General features: G+C 46.1%; 21 protein-coding genes. 7 read left to right on the forward strand and 14 right to left on the reverse strand.

Going from position 1 to position 25281, the window contains the following annotated elements; translation table 11 throughout:
• Positions 1–7 precede the first annotated feature (7 nt).
• Genes uraH through xdhA form a run of 5 tightly spaced genes read right to left on the reverse strand, consistent with a single transcriptional unit; the run spans position 8 to position 5497 of the window.
• Positions 8–331: a hydroxyisourate hydrolase gene (gene uraH / locus ONE56_RS14700; protein WP_423840917.1), complete on the reverse strand. Its 324-nt coding sequence runs from the start codon at positions 329–331 to the stop codon at positions 8–10.
• The gene (gene uraD, locus ONE56_RS14705) at positions 328–819 is read right to left on the reverse strand and encodes a 2-oxo-4-hydroxy-4-carboxy-5-ureidoimidazoline decarboxylase (RefSeq protein WP_415679268.1); all 492 of its coding nucleotides are present in this window, start codon (positions 817–819) and stop codon (positions 328–330) included. Before uraD ends, uraH begins: the two co-directional genes overlap by 4 nt.
• Positions 816–1712 carry a xanthine dehydrogenase accessory protein XdhC gene (xdhC, locus tag ONE56_RS14710; protein ID WP_423840918.1) on the reverse strand — a complete coding sequence of 299 codons (897 nt, stop codon included), beginning with the start codon at positions 1710–1712 and terminating at the stop codon, positions 816–818. The genes uraD and xdhC overlap by 4 nt, the downstream gene beginning before the upstream one ends.
• The gene (xdhB, locus tag ONE56_RS14715; RefSeq protein ID WP_423840919.1) at positions 1696–4092 is read right to left on the reverse strand and encodes a xanthine dehydrogenase molybdopterin binding subunit; all 2397 of its coding nucleotides are present in this window, start codon (positions 4090–4092) and stop codon (positions 1696–1698) included. The genes xdhC and xdhB overlap by 17 nt, the downstream gene beginning before the upstream one ends.
• Positions 4085–5497 (reverse strand): xanthine dehydrogenase small subunit, encoded by a 1413-nt coding sequence (gene xdhA / locus ONE56_RS14720; protein WP_041155869.1) that lies wholly within the window; start codon positions 5495–5497, stop codon positions 4085–4087. The genes xdhB and xdhA overlap by 8 nt, the downstream gene beginning before the upstream one ends.
• Positions 5498–5972: 475 nt before the next feature.
• Between xdhA and ONE56_RS14725 the strand changes: the two genes are divergently transcribed.
• From ONE56_RS14725 to ONE56_RS14735, 3 genes are all read left to right on the forward strand, one after another.
• Positions 5973–6653, forward strand: a complete 681-nt coding sequence (locus ONE56_RS14725; protein WP_423840920.1) for a TetR family transcriptional regulator C-terminal domain-containing protein — start codon at positions 5973–5975, stop codon at positions 6651–6653.
• 233 nt (positions 6654–6886) lie between these two features.
• Positions 6887–7861: a DUF1852 domain-containing protein gene (locus ONE56_RS14730; protein WP_423840921.1), complete on the forward strand. Its 975-nt coding sequence runs from the start codon at positions 6887–6889 to the stop codon at positions 7859–7861.
• Between the two features lie 75 nt (positions 7862–7936).
• A complete protein-coding gene (locus tag ONE56_RS14735) occupies positions 7937–8965 on the forward strand; it encodes a methionine synthase (protein ID WP_423840922.1) in 1029 nt (342 codons plus the stop codon).
• Between the two features lie 102 nt (positions 8966–9067).
• On the opposite strand, the gene ONE56_RS14740 is transcribed toward ONE56_RS14735, so the two are convergent.
• Positions 9068–9970: a LysR family transcriptional regulator gene (locus ONE56_RS14740; protein WP_423840923.1), complete on the reverse strand. Its 903-nt coding sequence runs from the start codon at positions 9968–9970 to the stop codon at positions 9068–9070.
• A 140-nt stretch (positions 9971–10110) separates the two neighbouring features.
• Here ONE56_RS14740 and hutH point away from each other — a divergent pair, with 140 nt between their 5' ends.
• Positions 10111–11601, forward strand: a complete 1491-nt coding sequence (gene hutH / locus ONE56_RS14745; RefSeq protein ID WP_245228405.1) for a histidine ammonia-lyase — start codon at positions 10111–10113, stop codon at positions 11599–11601.
• Between the two features lie 14 nt (positions 11602–11615).
• Positions 11616–13628, forward strand: coding sequence for a urocanate hydratase (locus tag ONE56_RS14750; protein ID WP_423840924.1), 2013 nt, complete (start codon positions 11616–11618; stop codon positions 13626–13628).
• 189 nt (positions 13629–13817) lie between these two features.
• Here the strand turns inward: ONE56_RS14750 and ONE56_RS14755 are convergent, their stop codons facing one another.
• Positions 13818–14282: an ASCH domain-containing protein gene (locus ONE56_RS14755; protein ID WP_331438724.1), complete on the reverse strand. Its 465-nt coding sequence runs from the start codon at positions 14280–14282 to the stop codon at positions 13818–13820.
• 218 nt (positions 14283–14500) lie between these two features.
• On the opposite strand from ONE56_RS14755, the gene rarD reads away from it, so the two are divergent.
• Entirely contained in the window at positions 14501–15406 is a 906-nt protein-coding gene (gene rarD / locus ONE56_RS14760; protein WP_423840925.1) for an EamA family transporter RarD, read from the forward strand.
• Between the two features lie 93 nt (positions 15407–15499).
• On the opposite strand, the gene ONE56_RS14765 is transcribed toward rarD, so the two are convergent.
• From ONE56_RS14765 to ONE56_RS14790, 6 genes are all read right to left on the reverse strand, one after another.
• A complete protein-coding gene (locus ONE56_RS14765; protein ID WP_331438726.1) occupies positions 15500–16021 on the reverse strand; it encodes a DUF2058 domain-containing protein in 522 nt (173 codons plus the stop codon).
• Between the two features lie 154 nt (positions 16022–16175).
• The gene (locus ONE56_RS14770) at positions 16176–17582 is read right to left on the reverse strand and encodes an aspartate aminotransferase family protein (RefSeq protein WP_423840926.1); all 1407 of its coding nucleotides are present in this window, start codon (positions 17580–17582) and stop codon (positions 16176–16178) included.
• 30 nt (positions 17583–17612) lie between these two features.
• Complete coding sequence (locus ONE56_RS14775; RefSeq protein ID WP_423840927.1) at positions 17613–19151, reverse strand: NAD-dependent succinate-semialdehyde dehydrogenase; 1539 nt, start codon at positions 19149–19151, stop codon at positions 17613–17615.
• A 170-nt stretch (positions 19152–19321) separates the two neighbouring features.
• Positions 19322–19801: an Lrp/AsnC family transcriptional regulator gene (locus ONE56_RS14780; protein WP_423840928.1), complete on the reverse strand. Its 480-nt coding sequence runs from the start codon at positions 19799–19801 to the stop codon at positions 19322–19324.
• A 113-nt stretch (positions 19802–19914) separates the two neighbouring features.
• On the reverse strand, positions 19915–21102 hold the full coding sequence (gene doeA, locus ONE56_RS14785; RefSeq protein ID WP_423840929.1) for an ectoine hydrolase DoeA: 1188 nt from the start codon (positions 21100–21102) through the stop codon (positions 19915–19917).
• Between the two features lie 710 nt (positions 21103–21812).
• Entirely contained in the window at positions 21813–22817 is a 1005-nt protein-coding gene (locus ONE56_RS14790; protein WP_423840930.1) for a LacI family DNA-binding transcriptional regulator, read from the reverse strand.
• A gap of 229 nt (positions 22818–23046) precedes the next feature.
• Between ONE56_RS14790 and hxpB the strand changes: the two genes are divergently transcribed.
• Complete coding sequence (hxpB, locus tag ONE56_RS14795) at positions 23047–23712, forward strand: hexitol phosphatase HxpB (RefSeq protein ID WP_041155883.1); 666 nt, start codon at positions 23047–23049, stop codon at positions 23710–23712.
• 132 nt (positions 23713–23844) lie between these two features.
• Here the strand turns inward: hxpB and ONE56_RS14800 are convergent, their stop codons facing one another.
• Entirely contained in the window at positions 23845–25281 is a 1437-nt protein-coding gene (locus ONE56_RS14800) for a 6-phospho-beta-glucosidase (RefSeq protein ID WP_423840931.1), read from the reverse strand.

Genomic DNA, 25281 nt, shown 5'->3' on the forward strand with positions numbered 1-25281 from the left:
TCTTCTATTAACTGCCTCTGTAACTCGAATAGGAGAAAGGAGACAACAGAAGAGGGATGTGGTAATTACCATCGTCGTTTACGGTGAAGTTCACGTCGATGAGCGGAAAAAAAGTGCTGCCGAATTGCGCATCGCAATAGGGAGCGACGAGAAAACGTAGGGTGTAGTGTTGCGTTTCTAAAGTGACTTCGGAAAACTTCGCTCGGCCATCTTGGTCTGTCGTTGTTTCACCAAGGCAAGTTTGATCGTTGAGACGAAATAGCTGTACTTGAATACCGGCTGCGGGCTTTCCGTTTGCTGTATCCAAAACGTGGCAACTGAGTTTTTTCATAGTAAGGCTTCCATCCTAATTTGACTGATTTTCTGTTGTTCTAGCGCGGCTTGGTGTAACTCTTCTTCTCGCGAACGATTGATTCTCGCTTTGAGTAAGTCGAGCATCTCTGGGGCCGTCTTGTTGGTGGCACACACGATAAAGATGAATCCAAATTTATCGTGGTATTCTCGGTTGAGGTTCAGCAGTTCTTGCAACACCTCTGTGGAGGCTTGCTGAACATTCTTTTGCTCTTTTTCGCTGAGGTCTTTGCCCTGTGAATATTTTTTTTCTAGGCTTTTAAGATCGCCAATCATTGGGTGGCCAGCGAAGGCTTCCAGCCAGTCGTTTTCTTCTAATTGGGCAAACGCGCTTTCGAAACCCGAGAACACCGCCTGAGCGGAATCAAACGGCATGGCGTCTATCATCGCTTGCTGCCAACGTTGGCTGGTACAAATTCGCTCTAATTGTTCATTACTCAAGCTGATCGCATGGTTCGCTGCACTCATTTATGGCTTTCCTTTATCGTCTTACGTGCTTGGTTGGCTTGCTGCCATTGGTGTTCGTTTGTTTGATCACGATTTTTCGGCAACGGTTTTTGCCGTGTTTTAAATAGCGCCATCAATTCTGCTGTGACAGAGACCGCGACCTCCATGGGTAGCTTGCCTGTAATGTCTGGATGGCCAATAGGGCAAGTGAGTTGGTCGAGTAAGGAAGCGTTGGTCAGTTGCTCTTTAAGGCGGAATCGAAAACGCTGATTTTTACCCTCTGAGCCAATCAGGCCGATATAAGCAAATCGTTGGCTTTCAAGTGTGTGTTGAGTTAGCTCAAAGTCCAAACCATGATCTTGGGTCATGATCAATACAAATGCGTTGTCTTTGATGGCTTCTATCGCATCGATAGGGTGAGCATGTAGCTCGGTTTCGATGCCTTTTTCAGACAGCGGTTCTAACCACTCCGGACGGCTATCAATGACTTTTACATGGCAAGGTAGCGCATGCAGCACAGTGGTCAGCGCTTGGCATACGTGTCCTGCGCCAAAAATCACGACTTGCGGAGTTTGGGTTTGAAAGAACTCAAACATCACCTGCACTGCACCACCGCAGCATTGACCAAGATCGGCAGACAGCGCGAAACGTTCAATCAGTGGTTCATCACGCTGAAGCGTGAGGTTCTCACGTGCTTTGGCAATCACTTGGTATTCCAAATTGCCACCACCTAATGTATCGAATTGTCCCTGAGAAGAAATCACCATTTTCGCACCACTTGAGCGTGGAACTGAGCCAACATAAGTCAGTACAGTGGCAATACAGTATGCTTGGCCCTGCTGTTCAAGCTGTTGGCACGCAGACAACCAATTCATAGAACTATCGGACAAATAGGTATTACTCTTCGACAGCATAAGGTACCTCCTGAGTTACTTGCTCTGCCAGCCACTGTTGCTGGTGCTCACAAGCATTAAGGATTTCTTCGCCAGTCGCAGGCGCATGCAGTGCTGGTGCGCATTGGTGTTCACTGATAGAAGCAACAGCATCATAAATGGCGCACCAAACGCTGTTTGCGTGCATGAACGGTGGTTCACCCACTGCTTTGGAGCGATAAATGCTGTATTCCGGGTTTTCTTGATCGTACAGATCAATAGTCAGTTGTTTCGGGTAATCGCCAATGGTTGGTATCTTGTAGTTCATTGGGCTGTTACTCAGCAGTCGTCCATTATCATCCCAGACTAACTCTTCGGTGGTTACCCAGCCGAGACCTTGAATGAATGCACCTTCAATTTGACCTTTATCTATCGCAGGGTTAAGGCTATTACCGACATCGTGAAGGATATCAACCTTATCTACGCACATTTCTCCGGTTAGTGTGTCGATCGTGACTTCTGAACAGGATGCGCCGAGTGCAAAGTAGAAGAATGGACGCCCGCTTGCACTTTTGCGGTCATAACCGATTTTCGGTGTCTGATAATAACCTGCAGCTGAGAGAGAAATTCGGTTCATATAAGCAAGCTGAACCAATTCCGCCCAAGACACAGGGTGTTGGTAGTGAGGCGAAGATTCGATACCTACGAGTGTGCCGTTGACGATGTCTGCTTCTTCCACCTGATAATGCTGACACGCGAAATTCAGTAGGCGTTGTTTAATTTCCATCGCAGCGTTATGTGCCGCCATACCATTGAGATCGGCACCGGAAGACGCGGCAGTTGGTGAGGTGTTAGGAACTTTGTCGGTACGCGTTGATGTCACTAACACTTTTGCCATATCAATACTGAATGACTGGGCAACAATTTGCTGGATTTTGGTGTGCAAGCCTTGGCCCATTTCCGTACCGCCATGCGATACCTGAAGTGTTCCATCCGTATAAACATGGATCAGTGCGCCTGCTTGGTTAAGGTGAGTGGCGGTAAAAGCGATGCCGAATTTAACGGGAGTCAATGCCAACCCTTTTTTTAGCACTGGATGACGTTGGTTCCAGTCGTTGATGGCTGCACGTCGAGTACGGTAATCACTCTGTTCTTCAAGCTGACGCATAATGTCGAGCATGGCGGCATGTTGTTCCACTTCCATACCATATGGTGTCGTCTTCGCTTCGTCTCGATACAGGTTTTTATAGCGTATATCCAACGAATCTTGATCCGTTTTGATCGCCAATTCTTGCATCGCTTTTTCAATCACGATCATACCTTGAGGACCACCAAAACCACGAAATGCAGTGTGAGATACCATATCGGTTTTGAGTCTGTTACCCACCACACAGGCTTGACCGAGTGAGTAAGCATTGTCTGCATGGAACATGGCTCGGTCGACAATCGCGTCTGAGAGATCAGGTGAGTGACCACACAAACCGTTCACTTCAATATTTGCAGCGGTTATCAAGCCTTGTTCGTCTGCGGCCAGTTGATAACGGTTAAAAAATGGATGACGTTTACCCGTACTTGTCATGTCCACAGAGCGAGGTAGGCGCATTTTTACTGCTCGTTTTGTGTGATGTGCACCAAGTGCGGCCAAACATGCCCACTGAGCGGCTTGGCTTTCCTTCCCCCCAAAACCACCGCCCATACGACGCATATCAACCGTGACGTGGTTGAAACTAATGGCCAGTACTTCGGCGACCAACTTTTGAATCTCAGATGGGTTTTGAGTTGAACAGCGAATGAATATTCCCCCGTCTTCGGTGAGTTCTGCAAGGCTAACTTGACCTTCTAAATAGAAGTGTTCCTGCCCACCCACACGGATGTTGCCCTCGACACAAATAGGTGATTTTTCAAAGACGGTGTGATCAACTTTAGTTCCCATCTGATGAGAGGGTAAAAGGGGATCTTGAACAGCAGATTTCGAATAGCTCATCGCTAAATCATCGCTTTCTTCATACTCGATCTTTGCGAGGTGTGCGGCTTTCCAAGCCAGATCATGACTGGTCGCTAGAATCAAAACAATGGGTTGTCCGAAATACTTAATCTCGTTGTCTATTGTTAATAAAGGGTCGCCTTTAAAGATCGTTCCGATGTCTTTTTCTCCTGGGATGAAAGTCTCAGTTAGCACTTTGATGACGCCTTCAGCACGTTCCACATCCGTGAGATCGAGTTGCGTAATGTGGCCTTTGGCGATTGTGCTGGTAACGACGGCCGCATGTAAGCACCCTTTTGGTGTGGCGTAATCGTCTACATACAATGCTTCGCCACTGACTTGTTTGTCTGCGCTCTCGTGCTTGTACGACTTCCCTACAACTTGTTTGGATTCAGGGAGTAGGGTTTGCCCTGATTCAATCTGAGTTAATTTACGCATCGTGCACCAACCTTGTCTCAATGCTTTGAGACGCTAAGTAAAAACGTTTAAGCAGGTTTTGAACCAACTTGATTCGGTAGGTATTGCTACCTCGAACATCGCTGAGCGGGTTAATAACCTCTGGCACCTTATGTTGCGCATGCTGCACGACAGAAATAGAAAGAGGACGACCAATAAACAGGGCTTCAAGCTCAGTCAGACGAACAGACTTCGCAGCGACACCGCCAGCAGAAATGATGCATTGGCTCACACACTGTTTATCATCAAACGCCATGTTGAGACCTAGAGTGACCGTCGCGATGTCATCTTCATAACGTTTACTGACTTTATAGATCGCATGACGTTCGTTGTTTGCCAGTTGAGGCAAGTGAATGGCACTGATCCATTGGTTGGATTTAAGGGCGGTCTGGCGATAGCCGGTAATGTAGTCTTCTGGCGCCAGCAGTACTTTATCCTCACCATCGTCCAGCTCGATCAGACCATGCAAACTGATAAGCAGAGGAGCAATATCACCAATAGGCGATGCATGACCAAGGCTTCCACCTAATGTTGCTCTGTTACGTATGGTTAAGCTTCCCAAGCGCTCAACCACTTCATCTGCGGTAGGGAAGTGCTGTTTAAAAAACTGATGTACTTGCGTCATCGGAACGGCTGCACCAATACGCCAGCCCGAAGAGGTTTCCGTGATAGTCAACAGATCATCAACGTGAGAGAGATCGATCAGTTGCGCAAGCGATTTATGCTGTTGGGTCACTTCTAGTGATAGGTCGGTACCACCTGCGATGATTTTTGCTTGTGGCATGCTTTTGATGGCTTGCGCAAGTTGTTGTCTATTTTGCGGGCGGGCATAATTCGGTTCGTCTACAGACTTAACGGACTCTAGCCATTGTTTCACTTCGGCTTCATTGGCACTTAACGGGTCGTCAATTTGGCTTTGAGCAATTTCGTCAGCGACAGTAATCAGTGGGCCATAGCCCGTGCAGCGGCACAAGTTGCCTGACAGATACTGTTTAGGGCTCTCTGGTGTTTTTTGTTGCTTCGATAGGGCATACAGCGACATCACAATTCCGGGTGTACAAAAGCCACATTGTGAACCGTGGTGGTTGACCATCGATTGTTGTACTGGGTGGAGTTGCTTGCCTTGTTTTAGATGCTCGACGGTAATGATCTGCTTACCATGTAAAGCGTGAATCGGTGTAATGCAAGCATTGATCTGTCTATAATTCAGTTGTTGTTCGTTGTCGAGATCAACCACAACAACCGTACACGCGCCACAATCGCCGCTCGCACACCCTTCTTTGGAGCCTGTCATGTGCCTTTCGTCACGCAAGTAATTGAGAAGCATCGTGTCTGCTTTTGCTGATGTCACTTGAACGACATCATTGTTAATCATGAGCTCTAGCATAACTTCCTCTGTTCATTATTATTAAAAACCTGTCCATATGGTCAACTCACAATCCTTAAAGTGCTTTTGCTGACGTATCGAAAGCATAAGCTGAGGTGAATCCGGTATTTGTTTAGCCCTTTTACGGCTTAATCCTTTTATGGGATCGAGAACGTCTTGTTGGCAATAGGTTCAATGGCTTGTAATAGGGTTAAAGCAAAAACCTGACCAATTGGTCGTATTTTAAAAAATAACTTTCCATTTTTAGCTTGAAGGCTTATACCTCAAGCATAATAGGCGTGCTAGAAAACCCCAATTTTTGCTAGGCTTTTAGTTGGGAGCTTGGGTTGTGTACAATTTTGGTGCTAACTCTTGTATACATTGCACTCATTTGATGCAGTTAGAGTTTTGTGCCTGACGCGATACCTGTTGCCAGTAAGGAAGGTTATAAAAAAAACAGGGTTGGCGCGCATCTTGTTTAGTGTGTAGGAAAAACGTGAAAAGAGACCAAGGAGTGAACTTGACGGTAGAAGTAGGGCAAACAAAGCGAGCGAATGTTGGAGAAATCAGACGGCGTAATGAAGAGTTAATTCTTCAAGCGGCGGCGGATGAGTTCGTCAAACATGGTTATAAAGGCACATCTGTACAAGCGATTGCGGACAGAGTGAATTTGCCCAAGGCCAATCTGCTATATTACTTTAAGTCAAAAGCAGGCATCTATAAGGCACTGTTAAAAGACATACTCACACTATGGAATGATGGCTTTTCAGAACAAGCCGCCATGCTGCCGCCAGACGTCGTGTTAAGAAATTACATCATTGGAAAGATGCAATACAGCCGTACTCACCCCAAGGAGTCGAAGATCTTTGCTCAAGAGATCATTCAAGGCGCCCCCATTATTGCGGATTCCATCCAGTTCCCGATGGTCAATTGGGCGGCAGGCAAAGCCACCATTATTCAATCCTGGATTGATCAGGGGCTGATTCGCCCAGTAGAGCCGCTACACCTTCTGTTTTTAATCTGGGGAGCAACGCAGTTTTACGCCGACTTTGATACTGAAATCCAATTGATTAAAGGCGCACCAATGTCGGATGAAGAATTCGAAAATGCTAAGGAGTTTGTCGTGGATATGGTATTGCGGGGGTTACAAGTCACGGATGCGCAACGCATCAATTAGGCTATCGGGTCTCGTCTTTAAACACTAATGAGTTAATAACATGAATTTTCTTCATGTTGAACATTACGTAATACCATTGTTATTCATGTATCCAAATCATTATAAATTACTTAACAAATAATGATAATCGGATTCGACCTCAGCTCGGCTTTGCCATCAATCGTGGAATGATACACGCTCATCGTATCAACGCTTAGCTCAGGTTAATCTCAGAAAATGGATATAAAGTCACCATGAATACGGATTTTGCCTTTAAGATTAAGAGTCTTTGTCTCGATGAAAATTATCGACCATCAGACAATACACGCATCACAACCAATTTCGCCAACTTGGCTCGAGGGGAGCATCGTCAAGCCAACCTAAGAAACGCATTAACCATGATTAACGATCGTTTTAATGCATTAGCAACTTGGGATAACCCAACCGGGGACCGTTACGCTGTCGAGTTAGAAATCATTTCGGTGGACATCGATCTTGAAGGACGTGGTGACGCTTTCCCGTCGATTGAAGTGTTAAAAACCAATATTGTTGACCGAAAAACCAATCAGCGTATTGAAGGGATTGTCGGCAACAACTTCTCTTCATACGTTCGTGACTACGATTTTAGTGTGCGCTTGCTTGAGCACAATAAAGGGCAGTCGAATTTCAGTATTCCTGATGACTTTGGTGATTTGCACGGGAAGATTTTTAAGGCTTTTGTTAATTCACAGAGCTACAAAAACAACTTTAGTAAGCCGCCAGTCATTTGTTTAAGCGTATCGGATAGTAAAGTCTATCAACGGACGGAAAACGAGCATCCGGTGTTAGGTTATGAATACACGCCGAACGAATCATCGTTAACGGAGCAGTATTTCAAAAAGATGGGCTTACAGGTTCGTTATTTCATGCCAGAAGGCAGCGTCGCGCCTTTCGCTTTCTACTTCTTTGGTGATTTACTCAACGATTACTCTAACCTTGAGTTGATCAGCACCATTAGCACAATGGAGACATTCCAAAGAATTTACCGACCAGAAATTTATAACGCGCATGAGGTTGCAGGAGAGCGCTACCAACCTAATTTGAAAAACCAAGCGCATTCATTAACTCAAATTGTTTACGACCGTGAAGAACGCAGCAGATTGGCGGTTGATCAGGGTAAGTTTGCTGAAGAGAACTTCATCAAGCCTTATCAATCGGTATTAGAGCAGTGGTCTGCTACCTACGCTTAACCGTTAGCCAAGCTTCATTTTTCCAAACAGCTAACAACTAACAGCTAACAATAAACAGAATTAACGGTCTAAACTATGAAAAAACTATTTCCTACTTCAACGGCAGGCAGCCTGCCTAAGCCAACGTGGCTTGCTCAACCTGAAGTACTTTGGTCTCCTTGGAAACTTGAAGAGCAAGCGCTCATTGACGGCAAACAAGATGCATTACGCGTAGCGTTACAAGAACAACAGCATGCAGGCGTCGATATTGTCAGTGACGGCGAGCAAACCCGCCAGCACTTTGTGACTACGTTTATTGAGCACTTAAACGGCGTTGATTTTGAAAACCGCAAAACAGTGAAAATCCGTGACCGATATGACGCAAGTGTCCCAACGGTTGTGGGGCCTGTTTCTCGCCAAAAATCGGTGTTTGTCGAAGACGCCAAATTTTTACGCCAACAAACTAAGCAACCCATCAAATGGGCATTGCCTGGTCCTATGACAATGATCGACACACTCTACGATGAACACTACCAAAGTCGTGAAAAATTAGCTTGGGAGTTTGCCAAAATCCTCAACCAAGAAGCCAAAGAATTAGAGGCGGCGGGTGTGGACATTATTCAATTTGATGAGCCTGCATTTAACGTGTTCTTTGATGAGGTCAACGATTGGGGCATCGCGACGTTAGAACGAGCGATAGAAGGGCTTAAATGCGAAACCGCAGTACACATTTGTTATGGGTATGGCATAAAAGCGAATACCGATTGGAAGAAAACGTTGGGTACGGAATGGCGTCAGTACGAAGAAGTTTTCCCTAAGCTACAAAAATCGAATATCGATATCATTTCTCTCGAGTGCCACAATTCTCGCGTGCCAATTGAGTTGCTTGAACTGATTCGCGGTAAAAAGGTGATGGTTGGGGCGATTGATGTTGCAACCAACACGATTGAAACGCCAGAGGAAGTGGCCGAAACATTACGAGAAGCCCTTAAGTATGTCGATGCCGATAAGCTTTATCCTTGTACTAACTGTGGTATGGCGCCTTTATCGCGTGATGTCGCAAGAGGAAAGCTCAATGCGCTAAGTGCAGGTGCCGAAATCTTGAGAAAAGAGCTTTCAGCCTAAGACCCTAGGATTTGGGAGTCTCTGAGTGTTGACTCCCAAACGATTTGCTGTACTCGATACGAAAGTAAACCTAAACAACCGCTGGTGGTCTGGACTGCCCGCTTATGCGCCTGAGACGTGACAACGCTTGATCTCTTCAATCAGAGCCTTAGCTAATGGTGAGGCTGAATTGTTTTTCAGTGTAATCAGCATCACAGGGATCTGATAAGTGTATTTTTCAGGCAGGATCGGTTTAAACAATCCCTTTTCGACCCAACTGCTGGCGTAGTGCTCAGGCAGATAACCAATAAATGCGCCTGATAAAATCAAATGTGCAATCCCTTCATCGTGATAGGCGGTGGCGCTGTTTTGATAGTTTAGTGCATCGTTACGGGTCTCTTTATCTCGCATGTAGTTACTGGTGATGACTTCTGCTTGTTGTAACAGTGTTTCCGTCTCTGATGGCTGACAATCAAACAGAGGATGACCTTTACCACAATATAAATAGTTCGTTTCATTATGCAGCGGAAAGTAGTCCAGTCCGCGTAGTTGATGACGACTGACTCCGATCCCCGCCAGCGAGCGCCCATTAACAACCGACGTTTCCACTTCTCGCGCTTCACATACGTTGATATCAAACTGTAAGTTATCGCTTCGGCTTTTTAGTGCTGAAATCACTTGTGGGACATGACAACGCGGGTCATTGACCAGCGTATCAATCATGGCAATGGTTACACGACCTGATAGTTCGTGTTTAGAACTCGCAACGGTGGCAGCAAACGCGTCACACTGTTGAAGCAATTCTAATGATGCTTGATAAGTGACATGTCCCGCCTCTGTCACCTCAAACCCACTTCGACCACGTTTACACAGTTTCAGCCCAAGCCGTAGTTCGAGATCAGACAGGTGCGAGCTGATGGTCGAGCGTCCGATGTTTAAGCGAGATTCTGCCGCCGACAATCCACCACATTCCACAATGGCAACAAAAACCCTCAACATACGTAAATCCACATCTTGAACCTGCATGGTGTGACCTCTTCTCTTTAGTTCGATAAATCCGGAATAAACTACGAACATTATGCTTTTATAAAACTTACAGAGCAAGTTAGCATAGGAACATAATAAGCAGTCTGATAGTCGATTATCAGCAAGTTAGGAGAAAAGTGATGTTTAGATATGGTGTAGACCGACTAAACCTAGATATTGTAAACGGAATTGCTGATGGCAGCATCAAAGCGGAATTGTGTGAAGAAGCATTGGATAAAATCAACGCAAGCCGTCGTAACGTAGAGATCATCGCGTCTTCGGACAAAGCGGTGTACGGCATCAATACGGGATTTGGCCCTCTATGTGATACTCAAATTTCGCCTCAAGAAACGCACCTGCTACAAAAAAACTTGCTGATTACTCACGCAGTTGGTGTTGGGGAGCCGATTGCCAAACCTATTTCCAAGCTTATGCTGATCACCAAAGTTCACGCTTTAAGTCAGGGATACTCAGGTATTCGTCTAGACGTGATTCAACGTATGTTGGCGTTTATCGAACTGGATCTTATTCCTGTTGTTCCTGAGCAAGGCTCAGTGGGCGCATCAGGTGACTTGGCCCCTCTTTCTCACTTGTTTTTGCCATTAATTGGCGAAGGTGAGTTTTGGTTAGGGGACACTATCGTTCCTGCGGCACAAGCGCTGCGTGAAAACGGCTTGGAGCCATTGGAACTGCATGCCAAAGAAGGTTTGGCATTGATCAACGGAACACAGTTTATTCTCTCTCATGCCATTACCGCACTCACCAAAATGCGTTACTTACTTGATTTGGCCGATCTTGCGGGCGCAATGAGTATTGAAGGTATGCAGGGCAGTGGTTCTCCATTTAGAGAAGAGCTCCACTTAACACGTGCATTTGCGGGCAACATTGAAGTTGCAGCGCGCATGAGACGATTCTTTAAAGACTCAGAAAACATGGCTTCTCATGCCGATTGTGTTCGGGTGCAAGACCCATATTCATTGCGCTGTATTCCTCAGGTACATGGTGCCTCTCGCAATGCATTCAACCATTTGAAAGAACTCGCAGAAATCGAGATGAACTCGGTGACCGATAACCCAATAGTGATCAGTGCAGAAGAAGCGATTTCTGGTGGTAGTTTCCATGGTCAACCACTCGCCATGGTGTTGGACTATGCTTCTATTGCCGCTGCCGAGCTTGGCAATATTGCGGATCGTCGTTGTTATTTATTACTTGAAGGTCAGCACGGTTTGCCGCGTCTATTGACATCTTCTGGCGGTCTTAACTCTGGCATGATGATCCCACAATACGCAACGGCCGCATTGGTTACTGAGAACAAATCGCTTTGTTTCCCACCATCTGCGGACAGCGTGCCAACATCGATGGGACAGGAAGATCACGTTTCCATGGGTAGTATCTCTGGGAGAAAACTGAATCAGATCTTGGGCAACCTAGAAAAAATCTTAGCTATCGAATTAATGTATGCCGCACAAGCGCTCGAGTTTAGACGTCCAAATAAATGCTCAGATCTGATTGAAGAAAACTTCCAGATCATTCGTGAAAAAGTGGCGAAGCTCGAAGAAGATCGTCTATTGAAGCCAGACATTGATGCGATGATTACTCTGGTAAAAACACAAGCATTTAACGTTAACTAAGGGAGCCTCGAAATATGGAAACGGTATTGGATTTTCAACAACAAATTAAACAAGGCATTCCTAGTACTTTGCCGGAAGCGAAGCCATATCCGGCAGGAGTAAACCGCGCTCCTAAGCGTAAAGACATTCTAACCGCAGAAGAGAAGCAGTTGGCGATTCGTAATGCGTTGCGATACTTCCCGAAAGAATGGCATCACGAACTGGCAGAAGAATTTGCTCAGGAACTGAAAGACTTCGGTCGCATCTACATGTACCGCTTTAAGCCAAACTACAGCATGAAAGCGCGCTCTATTTCTGACTACCCTGCGAAGTGTGAGCAAGCGGCGGCGATCATGTTAATGATTGACAATAACTTAGACCCAGCGGTTGCTCAGCACCCAGAAGAGCTGATCACCTACGGTGGTAATGGCGCGGTATTCCAGAACTGGGCACAATATCTGCTGACGATGAAATACCTCAGCGAAATGGAAAGTGACCAGACTTTGCATTTGTACTCGGGTCATCCTATGGGGCTGTTTCCATCATCGGAAGATGCCCCTCGCGTTGTGGTCACGAATGGCATGATGATTCCGAATTACTCAAAGCCTGATGATTGGGAAAAATTTAACGCATTAGGTGTGACTCAATACGGCCAGATGACGGCTGGCTCGTTCATGTACATTGGTCCACAAGGTATCGTACACGGCACGACAATCACGGTAATGAACGCATTCCGTAAGGTTCTGGAAAAAGACCAAAGCCCGAAAGGTAAAATCTTCCTGACTGCTGGCCTTGGCGGCATGAGTGGAGCGCAGCCAAAAGCCGGTAATATCGCAAACTGTATTACCGTGTGTGCAGAAGTGAACCCGAAAGCAGCAACCAAGCGTCATCAGCAAGGTTGGGTGGACGAGTTGATCGACAATATGGACGCGTTAGTCGCACGCGTTCGCGAAGCGCAAGCGAACGAAGAAGTCGTATCGATTGCCTTTATTGGTAACGTGGTTGATGTTTGGGAAACGTTCTATGAGCAGGACATCTTCATTCACCTTGGTTCGGATCAAACGTCGCTGCATAACCCTTGGTCAGGCGGCTACTACCCTGTCGATATCAGTTATGAAGAATCGAATCGTCTTATCCGCGAAGAACCTGACTTGTTCAAGACAAAAGTCCAGGACACGTTGAAACGCCACGCTGATGCGGTAAACAAACACACCGCTCGTGGTACTTACTTCTTTGATTACGGTAATGCCTTCTTGCTTGAAGCATCTCGTGCTGGTGGCGATGTGATGGCAGAAAATGGTATCGACTTTAAATACCCATCCTATGTACAAGACATACTTGGTCCTATGTGTTTTGACTATGGTTTTGGTCCTTTCCGTTGGGTATGTACGTCAGGTAAGCCGGAAGACCTTGATAAAACCGATGCGATTGCCGCCGATGTGCTGAAGAAGATCATGGCCGAGTCGCCAGAAGAAATTCAACAGCAGATGCAAGACAATATCACTTGGATCCAAGATGCGAAGCAGAACAAGCTCGTCGTCGGTTCACAAGCGCGAATTCTTTATGCAGATGCGCAAGGTCGTATGGAAATTGCGAAAGCGTTTAACGATGCGATTGAACGTGGTGAAATTGGTCCTGTGGTCCTTGGTCGTGACCACCACGATGTTAGTGGTACCGACTCGCCGTTCCGTGAAACGTCAAACATCTACGATGGCAGTCGCTTTACGGCGGATATGGCGATTCACAACGTGATCGGCGATGGCTTCCGCGGTGCAACCTGGGTGTCAATCCACAACGGTGGCGGTGTTGGTTGGGGTGAAGTGATCAACGGCGGTTTTGGTATGCTACTTGACGGTAGTGAAAGCGCGGAGCGTAGACTCAAGTCGATGTTGCTGTTTGATGTTAACAATGGTATTGCACGTCGTAGTTGGGCACGCAATAAAGAAGCGAACTTTGCTATCCAACGTGAAATGGAGAGAACACCGAAGCTTAAGGTGACGTTAGCGAATCAAGTTGACGATGACATCATCAATGACCTGAAATTCTAAGCCATCCAATCAACAAACCGATGACTCTAACCAAGCAACGTTAGAGTCATCGACTACCTGGTCCTGTGATCGAACCTTTCTATCTAGAAAAGCTGAGGGCCGGAACCAGCTACCGTTTTTTGAACCCGATAGAGTCGCCAGCGTGGATCTCTTGCGTGTTAAACTTCACGCGTAAATGCTCGCCGATTTTTATTGATAGACGACCTTAAAATGCTCTAACACCAACAACATGTCCTCTGTTGGTTCAATATCCAATTCTTCACACTCTTGGCTAAAAAATTGCCAATGTGCTTCTCTCCACCACTTAAGCGACTTATCGCCTTCTCCCTCTTCTGCGGCAAACTCAGCGGTTACTTCGCGAAATTTACATTGGCTCACAGAGGTGATTTCGATAATGCATCTCGGATTGCCGTCCCAGTCCGTCACGACTTGCAGGTGACCGACTTCTGGCATCACTTCCCCTTTATTGCTGTACCAATACGCCATACTGCACGATGCGCGCTTCTCGCCACGTACGATGAGATCGGCACAGACATTTGCGTTGTACTCATCGGCACAAAAATAGTCTGCACTAAAAGAGGTATATTTTTGTGCGATATCAGAAGGTAACGAACCTAAATACTCATTTAAATAAGATTGACTTTTTCCTTCCATGACTCTTCATTTCCACGTTATATGAACCGTTCTTAATTCTATTTCACGTCATTGTACTTGTTGGTAAAGTGGCACGTATACGGTGAGCGACAAATTATCTTAATCTTTGTTGTTGAATGAGACGTTTCCCTGCAAAGATATGAAATGTAGCTGCATTTTAAATCTAAAACGAAATAGAATGACGCTACATTTAGTGGCCAATGGATATGGATAAAACCATGAATAAACAAACCAATACTTATCTTGGCGTGACATTCAATGTTATCGGCTCCGCGCTATTTGCGGCAATGTTTGCTTATGCCTCATTACTGGGAGAAATAGGCAGCCAAGAGGTTTATGGATGGCGTATCCTGTTTACTATTCCCCTGTTGACCATTTTTATTTTAAGTAATGGTTACTGGACTCAGGTCCAAGATATCGTTAGCCGCTTGTTTCGCGAACGCTATTTCTTGCTCACTCGTTTGCTTTCTTCTTTTTTAATTGGCATTCAATTGTGGTTGTTTATGTGGGGCCCCGTTAACGGCTATGGATTAGCGGTGTCATTGGGGTACTTTATAATGCCTATCACCATGGTAGCAGTGGGTTGGGTCGCGTTTAAAGATAAATTGTCACGGTTTCAAAAATTGGCTTGTCTGTTTGCTGTCGTTGGCGTTTTAAATCAGTTGGCGATTTCCCAAACGCTAAGCTGGCCGACACTGGTGGTGTGCTTGGGGTACCCAATTTATTTTTGGTTACGCCATAAAACAGGCACCAATCATATTGGGGGTATCTGGTTTGATATGTTGCTGAGCCTGCCATTTAGCGTCTACTTTATCGTTAACGGTGGCCACGTTCTGTATACGCTTCCAACAAGTTACAACGCACTTTGGCTGGTGTTTGGACTGGGTATCATCAGCGCACTCGCCCTCGCGTTTCAGTCGTTGTCGGCACCACATCTAAACTTAAGCTTATTCGGGCTGTTGGTGTACGTTGAGCCCGTGATGCTGGTGTTGGTGGCCATTTTATTAGGAGAAACCATCGCTCCCGCCGAATGGCCGACATACATTGCAATTTGGTTGGCTGTGATTGTTTTGATCGCTGAAGGATATGTAAGCTTGAAGAGAAGGCCAAGGACAGTGAAGTAACTTCATTTCGGAGCAGTCAAACAAAGTTAAACAAAAAAGCAGCGAATCGCTGCTTTTTATATTTCAGATGATTTCAGACCGTGTAGTCTTTGTTTACCACATCAGATCGTCTGGTACGACGAACTCTGCATATGGGTCGTCTTCTGCTGGAATATCGGCTTCAGGTTCTTTCTGATCAATGATCACAGATTCGTCACGTTGGGCGATTTTGTTTGCTACACCACGAGGAATCACGACGTAGCTCTCACCGACAGCCACGATGGCTAAGATACCTTTGATTAACTGATCTCGAACTACTGAGTCCACGTAAAGTGATTTCACCAGAGTGCCGTCGGTAAAATTGTATTTGATGTCGCCATCTTTCAAATCAATCTTGTTCATATCAATCAGTTGATTAATTTGCGCTCTGAGCTCTTTACTCAAACGTTCGGCGTTTTGTTGCTGGCTCAACTCTTTGTCTCGTTCTAACTGCTGGCGTTTACTTTCTTCAACCGCAGCTTTCACTTCGCGTGCTTGTACGCGGGATTTTTTTGAGCCTTTCTTGGCTTTCTTTAGTTTTTTCTCATTCACTAAGCCAGCTTTCAGCATTTGTTCTTGAAGGGTTAGTTTTGCCATGTTCCATCCAGTTAGTACGCAATTTTGGCTATTTTAACCAGTCCTTATCAGCAAGGAAAGGGCAGGGAAGAGAAGTGATGACAATATCTTATGGAAATACCAGCTTTGAAAGTTAAAGCTGGTATTCTCTGGCTAGATTTTATGTTTACTGTGGTTATTTAGCGTTCCACTGTTTCGACGTGACTAGGTTATCCATCACTTTGTTGATGGCTCGATGTGCTTTATCGATGATGGTATCGACGTCATGACGAGTGGTAATCAGTGGTGGTGCAAAGCCAAGAATGTCACCATGCGGCATAGCTCGCGCAATCAGGCCTACGTCCATACATGCGGCGGAGATCTGCGGTCCGACTTTTAAGTTAGGGTCAAAGTGTGCGCGACTCAGTTTGTCTGGCGAAAACTCCAGTGCGTGCAACAAGCCAATACCACGAGAATCACCAACGAGTGGGTGATCTTCAAAAGTTTCCCTCATGCGTTGTTGCAAGTAAGCGCCCACATCTGCTGCGTTTTGTACTAGGCCTTCGCGCTCAATAATGTCTAAGTTGCAGTTTGCTGCCGCTGCGCCCATCGGGTGACCAGAATAGGTATAACCGTGGCCGATAGCTCCCCATTGGTCGGTGCCGTTTTCAAGTACATTCCATACTTTTTCTCCGACAATCACCCCTGATAGCGGTTGGTAAGCTGAGGTTAACCCTTTAGCTACGGTGATTAAATCGGGTTTCATATCATAGTGAATAGAACCAAAATCCGCACCTAAACGGCCAAAACCACAGACGACTTCGTCCGCGATCAACAGAACATCGTATTTATCGAGGACTTTGCGAATGGCTTGCCAGTAACCTTCAGGAGGTGGCACGATACCACCCGTTCCGAGAACGGGTTCGGCGATCATCGCAGCAACGGTGTCTGGACCTTCTGCCAGGATCATGTCTTCGAGCTGATCCGCACAGTACTGAGAAAACTCAAGCTCTGACATGCTGTCGTCTTCGCGGCGGTAGTAGTAGGGGGCCATTGTGTGTTTGATACGCTCTAGTGGCAAATCAAAATGGGCATGAAAGAGTGGTAGCCCAGTCATGGAGCCCGATGCGATGCTCGAGCCATGGTAGGCGCGATCACGAGAGATGATTTTTTTCTTTTCTGGCAGACCGCGAACATTATTGTAGTACCACACCAGTTTGAGCTGAGTTTCGTTGGCATCGCTGCCGGACATGCCGTAGTACACTTTGCTCATGCCTTCGGGGGCCATTTTTATAATGCGGTCTGACAGTTTCACCAGAGCTTCGTTAGTATGTCCAACATAGGTGTGATAATAAGCCAGTTCCTTTGCTTGTTGGTAAATGGCATCGGCCATCTCTGTTCTGCCATAACCAATATTGACGCAGTATAATCCCGCAAATCCGTCGATCAGTTCAGTACCTTCTGAGTCGGTAATACGTATCCCGCTTGCACTGGAAATTATTCTGCCTGGTAGCTCACCAGCAGCATACTGCTTTAAGTGGGTTGAAGCATGAAATACGCGCTGACGGTCAATCTCTAATAATTGCTGGGTTTTATTACTCATAAGCCTTCTCCTTTCGCATCTTATTTCATTTCAACTGCCACTTGCACTGGGTAAGTTACCCAAGCAGCAGTACTTTATTTCGCTAAATTCTTCAAAGCCGTAGCGGCTGCCTTCTCGCCCAAGTCCGGACTGTTTTACTCCACCAAATGGGATGGGATGCCCAGTCATCTTGACGGAATTGACGCTCACCATGCCAAATTCCAAGCCGCGTAGGCATTGCCAGATCTGATGAATATCATGACCATAAACGTATGCGGCTAATCCATACTCGGTGTCATTACTCATCTCAATTACATGGCTTAAATCTTGGTAGGGAAGCACGCCCGCGACTGGGCAAAAGTTTTCTTCCCGATACACGGCCATATCAGGTGTTACGTCGGCAATGAGAGTGGGGGCGAAGAAGTTTGGCCCTGGCACCAACTCCTGATCGCCTGCTACCAGTGTTGCGCCTTTATCGAGTGCGTCACGCACTAAATCATGGGCTTTTTCGACAGCGGATCGATTGATCAATGGTCCCATGGTGGCTTTTTCGTTCAACCCGTTACCTAGTACAATCTTGTTCATTTCATCGCGAAAGGAATTGAGAAAGTCTTGGTATTTATGCTGGGGGACAAAAATACGATTGGCGGCTAAGCAGTCTTGACCCGCGGTTTGAAACTTAGCCTCTACTGCTGCTTTGGCCGCAAGCTCGACTTCCATATCTGGTAATACAATAAACGGTGCATTGCCACCGAGTTCCATACTGCATTTTTTTACGGTTTGCGCTGCATCTCGCAGGAGCAATTTGCCAACGCGTGTGGATCCCGTAAAAGACAGCGCTTTGACTTTGTCTGAACAGCAAAGTGTTTGCGAAATCATGGCTGCATCGCCTGTGACGACATTGAAAACGCCGGGCGGAACGCCCGCGCGGTCCGCAAGCTCTGCCAAAGCAAGAGAGGAAAAGGGGGTCTCGCTCGCTGGCTTGATGATTACTGGGCACCCAATCGCTAATGCAGCAGCCGCTTTTCGTGTCACCATGGCGTTAGGGAAGTTCCAAGGCGTAATTAGTGCGGCAACACCGATGGGCTCTCGAATTGTAGAGAGTTGCGCGTTCGGTATGTGGCTGGGAATGGTTTCTCCGTAGCTGCGCCTCGCTTCTTCGGCAAACCAACGAATGAATGAGGCTCCGTATTCAATCTCGCCTATTGCATCGTTTAAGGGTTTTCCCTGTTCCATTACCATTAAACGGGCTAGATCGGGTTTGGCATTCAGAATCAGATCATGCCAACGCATCAGTATGCTGGCGCGTTGCTCAGCTTGCATTTTCCGCCATAGCTGAAAAGCACGATCAGCATCATCAATCGTCTGGTATATCTGTTGCTGGGACAGTCGGGTCGTATAACCAATCACGGTATTATCTACGGGATTTGTCACCGGATGGAAACGATTTCCACTTGTCCATTTACCGTTGACGTAAGCAAGCCCTCGGACTAAACGTACATCTTTCATGATAGCCATCATGTCGTGCGATGCTTTCATTTCGTCTTTCGGGTTGAGTTTGTCGCTATTAAAGCGGTGAAGTGCTGCCATAAATCCTTCTCCCTGCGTTATCGTCCATAAATAAACTGTAGTGGAGGAGGGGGAGGATTAATTTCTGATGCATGGCGCTGTATCGTGAAGTTTTTCTGTTTAGTCCGGTGATAGATGGTGATTTTTCTTGTTGAGTGCGCAGGGAGACTTATGTCAATCACAGCGATTATTCAAAACCCGGCGTTCTGCTTAATCTCTAACGAATCTGAATCTCGTTTGATGGTTTTGGTCACGATATAAGTAAAGTAGCGTTCAATGCCCACTTCAGAGTCGAGCCATTTGTCGATAAGTCTTTGGTATTGGTCGATGTCTTCCGATTGAATTTTAAGAATGTAATCCACACCACCACCAGTGGCATAGCATTCAGTCACTTCGGGGGTATGTTTCACCAACTCTTCAAACCGTTTAAACGCTTGTGCATTGTGTTCTTTTAAAGACACTTCGACCATGACCGAGGTTTTCTTAAGTAAAACGTCGGTATTTACCTTGGCACTATATCCTTGGATGATGCCCGCTTGTTCAAGTTTCTTTACGCGCTCCCAGCATGGACTTACCGACAGATTAATTTCTGCTGCTAGGTGAGATTTGGTGATACGACCGTTGTTATGAAGGATCTGTAGAATTTTAACGTCGTAGCGATCAAGGCGCATGGGGCTCTCCGTATTACATCGTTTGGGACAAGTCTAGCGAATTTGTGCTTAACACGTTTAGTTAACGCATCAGCTTTCAGATAATCTAGGTTGTGTAAATCGTGGTTAATGACTCAATGTTTAACGAATAAATGTCGTGGGAAGTCACACAAGGTTTTTGCTCCGAGTCGGGTAATCACAATGCTTTCTGTCGTTTCTAAACCCCAATCTTTAAACCAAAGACCGGGCATGAAGTGGAAGGTCATGCCTTCTTGCAGAACGGTTTTGTCGGTATCTCGAAGGCTCATGGTTCGCTCACCCCAGTCGGGAGGGTAGCTCAGGCCAATTGGATAACCACAACGCGCCCCTTCGCGTGAAAAGCCTGCTTTATCGAGGACTTTGTTTAATGCATTAGCGATATCGGCGCAGGTGTTGCCGGGTTTGGCGACTTCTAACCCAGCCTCTAGGCCGCGTGTTAGTGCTTCATCGGCTCGCTTAAACTTATCATCGGGTTCACCTAAGAAAATGGTACGAGAGAGAGGGCAGTGATAGCGACGGTGCGCTCCTGCGATTTCAAAAAACGTCCCTTCTCCTTTTTTAAACGGCTTATCATCCCAAGTTAAATGGGGCGCGGATGCGTCTGCTCCGGAAGGTAACAAGGGGACGATCGCAGTATAGTCGCCAAAATGATCCTCGTAACCTAGCACTGCCTGACGATTGATTTCCGCAACCAAATGATGCTTAGGCAATCCGGGCTCTATCATGTCGAAGGCGACGCGGTGCATGTTTTCAACGATTCGTGCAGCACGGTACATATAAGCCAGTTCTTGATCTGATTTCACCGCGCGGCACCAATTCACCATCCCTGTAGCATCAAGTAACTGCGCGTTAGGTAGGTGAGTAAGTAGCGATTCATAAGCAGTGGCACTGAAGTAATAGTTGTCTTTTTCGACGCCAATCCGACCGCGATCCCAACAGCGTGGTGTTAGAACGGCCTCAACCAGATAATCCATCGGGTGCAGAGGCGGGTTCATGACGTAATGATCGGGGTAGGACGTGATATTTTCGACAGACATATACGCAGTACGGTATGCCCCATTGGCATCATGATAGCGGCCGAACCAAATCGGCTCACTTTCTGGCCCAACAATGACACATTGTGGTACATAAAAAGACCAGCCATCATACCCGGTCAGCCATGACATGTTGGATGGGTCATGGATAATGAGCACATCTAACTCTTGTTCGAGCATCGATTGTCGAACTTTCGATAAACGTTCCTGGTACTCTTCCAACGTAAAATGCATAGTAATGCCCCGCATACACTCTCCTTGTTGAAACTCGATGCTCTTCGATGAGCGTCTAATCCTGTTAGCAGGTCACTTGGCCTGCATTCGCTTTTAACCCTGAATCCCATAAACCCTTATTTTCGGGCTAAAAACATGGATGCATTGATTGGCTCCTTGCGCTATCCGATCCCACAGATAAAAACAAGTGTGGTTTAATTTTGTACGCTATGCCGCATTTTTTGATAGAAAAATACAAATTAGCTTATTGATACTAGGGTCTGTTGACGTTTCGAGATGATTTTTGCAGCAGTTTGTGGGTTCTTTATACAAGGCAGAGGCTTTGAAATGTAGTTGTCCTACCTGATAAGCCGATAACGCAGTAGAAAGGAGCCACAAACGCTGCCCAAAGGGTTCGAGCTGGGCGCCCCCGCTAAAAGCGTTTTACTCTTTGTTGAGAGGTGTTTTGCTTAGAATGACTAGGCTACAAACCTCTCGCCGCGATTAAAACGCTTTTGACTAGGCGTCCCCATCCGAACAAAATTTAACCGCGAAACGTCAACAGACCCTAGGGGATGTTGGCGTTTCTTACCGGTTTGTGGCATGACTTATGGAGGACGTTATTGGATGTCAGGGAGCTTTGTTACTCTGTAAAGAGGCAATGAAAGGGAAGACGATACCCCGCGTCGATGGCGTACGGCGCGGAGAGTAAGGAGAATTTGAATTGGGTCTGAATGGGTGGGGGCTCAGTTCACTTTTTGAGTAGACTCTTTGACTTGTAAAGCACCTTGATACTGAAAGTGTTTTTCGCCTTTGTCTTGTTCTTTTTCCAGTGTGAGGGCTGCATTGACCGCATCTCTGGTCAACTCAAGGATGGGTAAAACCACAGTGGATAAACGCGGCACTATGTAACTTGCGGTTGGATCGCCATCAATACCGATGACAGAGACGTCATCAGGAACGGTTAATCCTCGGTCATGTAAGGCACGGATAGCGCCAATCGCCATTGAGTCGGTACTAGAAAATATGGCAGTAAAAGGAGCGCCGCTGTCGAGCAGGCTGATTGTCGCCTCATAACCACTTTGCGGCGTACTTTGCCCTTCAAAAATCAGTGACTCGTTCACGTTTATGCCGTGCTCTTGTAAAGTTTGCTTATAAGCGGATAGACGTTTCTGTCCGGTGCTACTCGACAGTGAGGTAGTGATACAAGCGATCTGTTTATGTCCGAGTTCCAAAAGGTAATTTGTGGCGACTTGTGCCACTTGCTCTTGATCAAATCCAAAACTGAATAATTTATCGTCGTCTAACGAGCGGTTAATCACAATGAGCTGTGTTCGGATTTCCTTTTGCAGATCAGAAAGTTGCTGTTCTGATAGGTGACGGCTGTAAATCAAGATAGCATCGCAGTGATGAGCATTAAGGGAGCGGACCGCATCCTCTTCTCCAGCTGCATTGTCACTGCTGTTAAGGACAAACAGTTTCTTGTTGGCTTTTTGCATATCATGCGCGGCTTCTGTCAGCATGGAGCCAAAATAGTGGCTTTCAAAATGAGGTAGAATCAACCCAAACGTATTGTAACTGTTTGTTGCTAAAGCTCGTGCAAAAGCATTGGGCTGATAGCCAAGAGATTTCATCGCTTCTAGTACAGACTGTCGTGTCTGCTCTTTTACAAACTCACTGCCATTTAGCACTCTGGATACCGTTGCTTTAGATACTCCAGCGGCTTTACATACGTCTTTGATTGTCGCCATATTTTTATTCCCCAACACTTTGGCTTGACAGTTTACACTATTTAATTGAGTGAAAGTAAACCGTTGGAGTGTTTCAGTAATGTCAAATAAACCCTATTCAACTATGAGGGTTGAGTTGTTTTTACTCAAAATTTACTTAAAAAACTGTCTTCACTCAAAGTAACCGGTTACATCAGTTGATATACTGCTCAATCAACAAATGCGATCGGAACAAGAGCAGGAAACGATTTTGATAGAAACGATTATTTTTGATATGGATGGTGTACTCGTCGACTCTGAACCTTTTTGGCGTAAAGCAAAAGTGAACGCTGTCGCGAAATTTGGTGGCGAAATTACCGAAGAACTGGCATACCAGAGTACCGGTCTCCGCATCGATGAAATTGCCAATTACTGGATTCGATACTGTGGGTTAGATCCGGCTTGTTCAACGGACCTTGCCGATACCATTTTGAGTGAAGTCATTGCGCAGATTAAGATGCACGGCCAATTGCTTCCTGGAGTAAAAGCTTCTCTAGAATCACTTGCGCAGACAGATCTAAAAATCGGTCTTGCTTCGTCTTCTCCGCTACGATTAATCGAAGCGGTGCTGGAAACGTTTGATATTGGTAAATTCTTTTCTGTTTATGTGTCTGCAGAACACCTTGAATACGGAAAACCGCATCCGCAGGTATATCTTAACGCCGCAGAAAAATTGTCGACCAAGCCTCATAATTGCGTTGCGATTGAAGATTCGGTTAACGGTTTAATCGCCGCCAAATCAGCTCAAATGACGGCAATTTGTGTGCCTGAACCCGGCCAAGAAACCAACCCACGCTTTGGAATTGCAGACATCAAGTTAATTTCTTTAGAAGAATTCTCGACATCGCAAGAGGTGCAAACCCTACTTCAGCGTTAGTGGGTCTCGGCATTGATCTACGGAGAACTCAAGGGCAACAGACCCTAGTTATGTCTGGATTCAATAAAAATACCCCAGTGTTTGAGCACTGGGGTATTTACGTTAACTGGATTCTTTACGTTTCAGACTTGATTACAGCTTTTCGCCATTGCTGTTGATGACGTCTTTGTACCAGTAGAAGCTTTTTTTACGGCTACGATTCATCGTCCCGGTTCCATCGTCATGGCGATCTACGTAAATAAAGCCGTAACGTTTTCGATATTCGCCCGTTCCATAGGACACACAATCAATGCAGCCCCATGGGGTGTAGCCCATTAAATCAACACCATCGTACGAAACCGCTTTCGCCATCTCTTTGATGTGCGCTTTGAGGTAGTCGATACGGTAATCATCGTTGATCTCACCATTCTCTTCGACGTTGTCTATTGCACCGAAGCCGTTTTCGACAATAAATAGTGGTTTATTGTAGCGCTCGTAAAGCTCACACAGAGAATAACGCAAACCGACAGGGTCGATCTGCCAGCCCCATTCTGACGCTTGAACAAATGGATTTTTCACGCTGCCCGTAAAGCCACTCATTGAACCTTCAGTACTTGCTTCAGCATCCGCTTTTACTGCCACAGACATGTAGTAACTAAAACCGATATAGTCGCAGACCCCTTCTTTTAAGATCTCTAGATCGCCCGGCTCCATTTTGATGTTGTAACCTTTGCGTTCCCAATCTTTTAGTGTGTAAGCTGGGTATTCACCACGCATATGCACATCACTAAAGAAGAATCGATTACGCATGGCTTCTTGAGCAAGCATGACATCGTCCGGTGCACATGAGAATGGATAAATAGGCACCCACGCCACCATACAGCCAATTTGGAAGTCTGGATTGATCTCATGACCCAGTTTGACCACTTTTGCGCTGGCGACAAACTCATGGTGAACCACTTGGTACATACATTCTTCCGGGTTGTCTTCTACCGTGTAATCAACACCTGAGTTGGAGTAACCCCACAACGGAAGATGAAGGTCACGCTGGTTATTAATTTCGTTAAACGTCATCCAGTATTTGACTTTGTTCTTGTAACGACGCATCACGGTTTCCGCATAGTGAACAAAGAAATCCACCACGCGACGATCTTTAAAACCGCCGTATGCTTTGGATAAGTGAAGCGGCATTTCAAAGTGAGAAAGCGTAATGACTGGTTCGATACCGTGTTTTAACAGCTCATCAAATAGGTCGTCGTAGTACTGCAAACCAGCTTCATTTGGTACGAGTTCATCACCTTTTGGGAAAATACGCGGCCAGTAGATAGAAGTGCGAAAACATTTGAATCCCATCTCTGCTAAAAGCGCGACATCGCCTTTATAGTGATCGTAGAATGCCGTCGCTTGGTGGTTAGGGTAGTGATACCCCTCTAACACGCCATCGGTAATTTGGCGCTGAGTGTTGACATTGCCACCGGATAGCACGTCCACAATACTTGGCCCCTTACCATCACGGTCCCAAGCACCTTCAACTTGGTGAGCGGCGACGGCACCTCCCCATAAAAAGTTTTTAGGAAAAATACTGCTCAT

Origin of the sequence: Vibrio mytili (assembly GCF_049563345.1) — a bacterium.
Classification (GTDB): Bacteria; Pseudomonadota; Gammaproteobacteria; order Enterobacterales; family Vibrionaceae; genus Vibrio; species Vibrio mytili.

Bases quoted from the DNA above. Each gene is read 5' to 3' on its own strand.
- uraH (WP_423840917.1), bottom strand. From the start codon at position 331: ATGAAAAAACTCAGTTGCCACGTTTTGGATACAGCAAACGGAAAGCCC.
- uraD (WP_415679268.1), bottom strand. From the start codon at position 819: ATGAGTGCAGCGAACCATGCGATCAGCTTGAGTAATGAACAATTAGAG.
- xdhC (WP_423840918.1), bottom strand. From the start codon at position 1,712: ATGCTGTCGAAGAGTAATACCTATTTGTCCGATAGTTCTATGAATTGG.
- xdhB (WP_423840919.1), bottom strand. From the start codon at position 4,092: ATGCGTAAATTAACTCAGATTGAATCAGGGCAAACCCTACTCCCTGAA.
- xdhA (WP_041155869.1), bottom strand. From the start codon at position 5,497: ATGCTAGAGCTCATGATTAACAATGATGTCGTTCAAGTGACATCAGCA.
- ONE56_RS14730 (WP_423840921.1), top strand. From the start codon at position 6,887: ATGAATACGGATTTTGCCTTTAAGATTAAGAGTCTTTGTCTCGATGAA.
- ONE56_RS14735 (WP_423840922.1), top strand. From the start codon at position 7,937: ATGAAAAAACTATTTCCTACTTCAACGGCAGGCAGCCTGCCTAAGCCA.
- ONE56_RS14740 (WP_423840923.1), bottom strand. From the start codon at position 9,970: ATGCAGGTTCAAGATGTGGATTTACGTATGTTGAGGGTTTTTGTTGCC.
- hutH (WP_245228405.1), top strand. From the start codon at position 10,111: ATGTTTAGATATGGTGTAGACCGACTAAACCTAGATATTGTAAACGGA.
- ONE56_RS14750 (WP_423840924.1), top strand. From the start codon at position 11,616: ATGGAAACGGTATTGGATTTTCAACAACAAATTAAACAAGGCATTCCT.
- ONE56_RS14755 (WP_331438724.1), bottom strand. From the start codon at position 14,282: ATGGAAGGAAAAAGTCAATCTTATTTAAATGAGTATTTAGGTTCGTTA.
- rarD (WP_423840925.1), top strand. From the start codon at position 14,501: ATGAATAAACAAACCAATACTTATCTTGGCGTGACATTCAATGTTATC.
- ONE56_RS14765 (WP_331438726.1), bottom strand. From the start codon at position 16,021: ATGGCAAAACTAACCCTTCAAGAACAAATGCTGAAAGCTGGCTTAGTG.
- ONE56_RS14770 (WP_423840926.1), bottom strand. From the start codon at position 17,582: ATGAGTAATAAAACCCAGCAATTATTAGAGATTGACCGTCAGCGCGTA.
- ONE56_RS14775 (WP_423840927.1), bottom strand. From the start codon at position 19,151: ATGGCAGCACTTCACCGCTTTAATAGCGACAAACTCAACCCGAAAGAC.
- ONE56_RS14780 (WP_423840928.1), bottom strand. From the start codon at position 19,801: ATGCGCCTTGATCGCTACGACGTTAAAATTCTACAGATCCTTCATAAC.
- doeA (WP_423840929.1), bottom strand. From the start codon at position 21,102: ATGCGGGGCATTACTATGCATTTTACGTTGGAAGAGTACCAGGAACGT.
- ONE56_RS14790 (WP_423840930.1), bottom strand. From the start codon at position 22,817: ATGGCGACAATCAAAGACGTATGTAAAGCCGCTGGAGTATCTAAAGCA.
- ONE56_RS14800 (WP_423840931.1), bottom strand. From the start codon at position 25,281: ATGAGCAGTATTTTTCCTAAAAACTTTTTATGGGGAGGTGCCGTCGCC.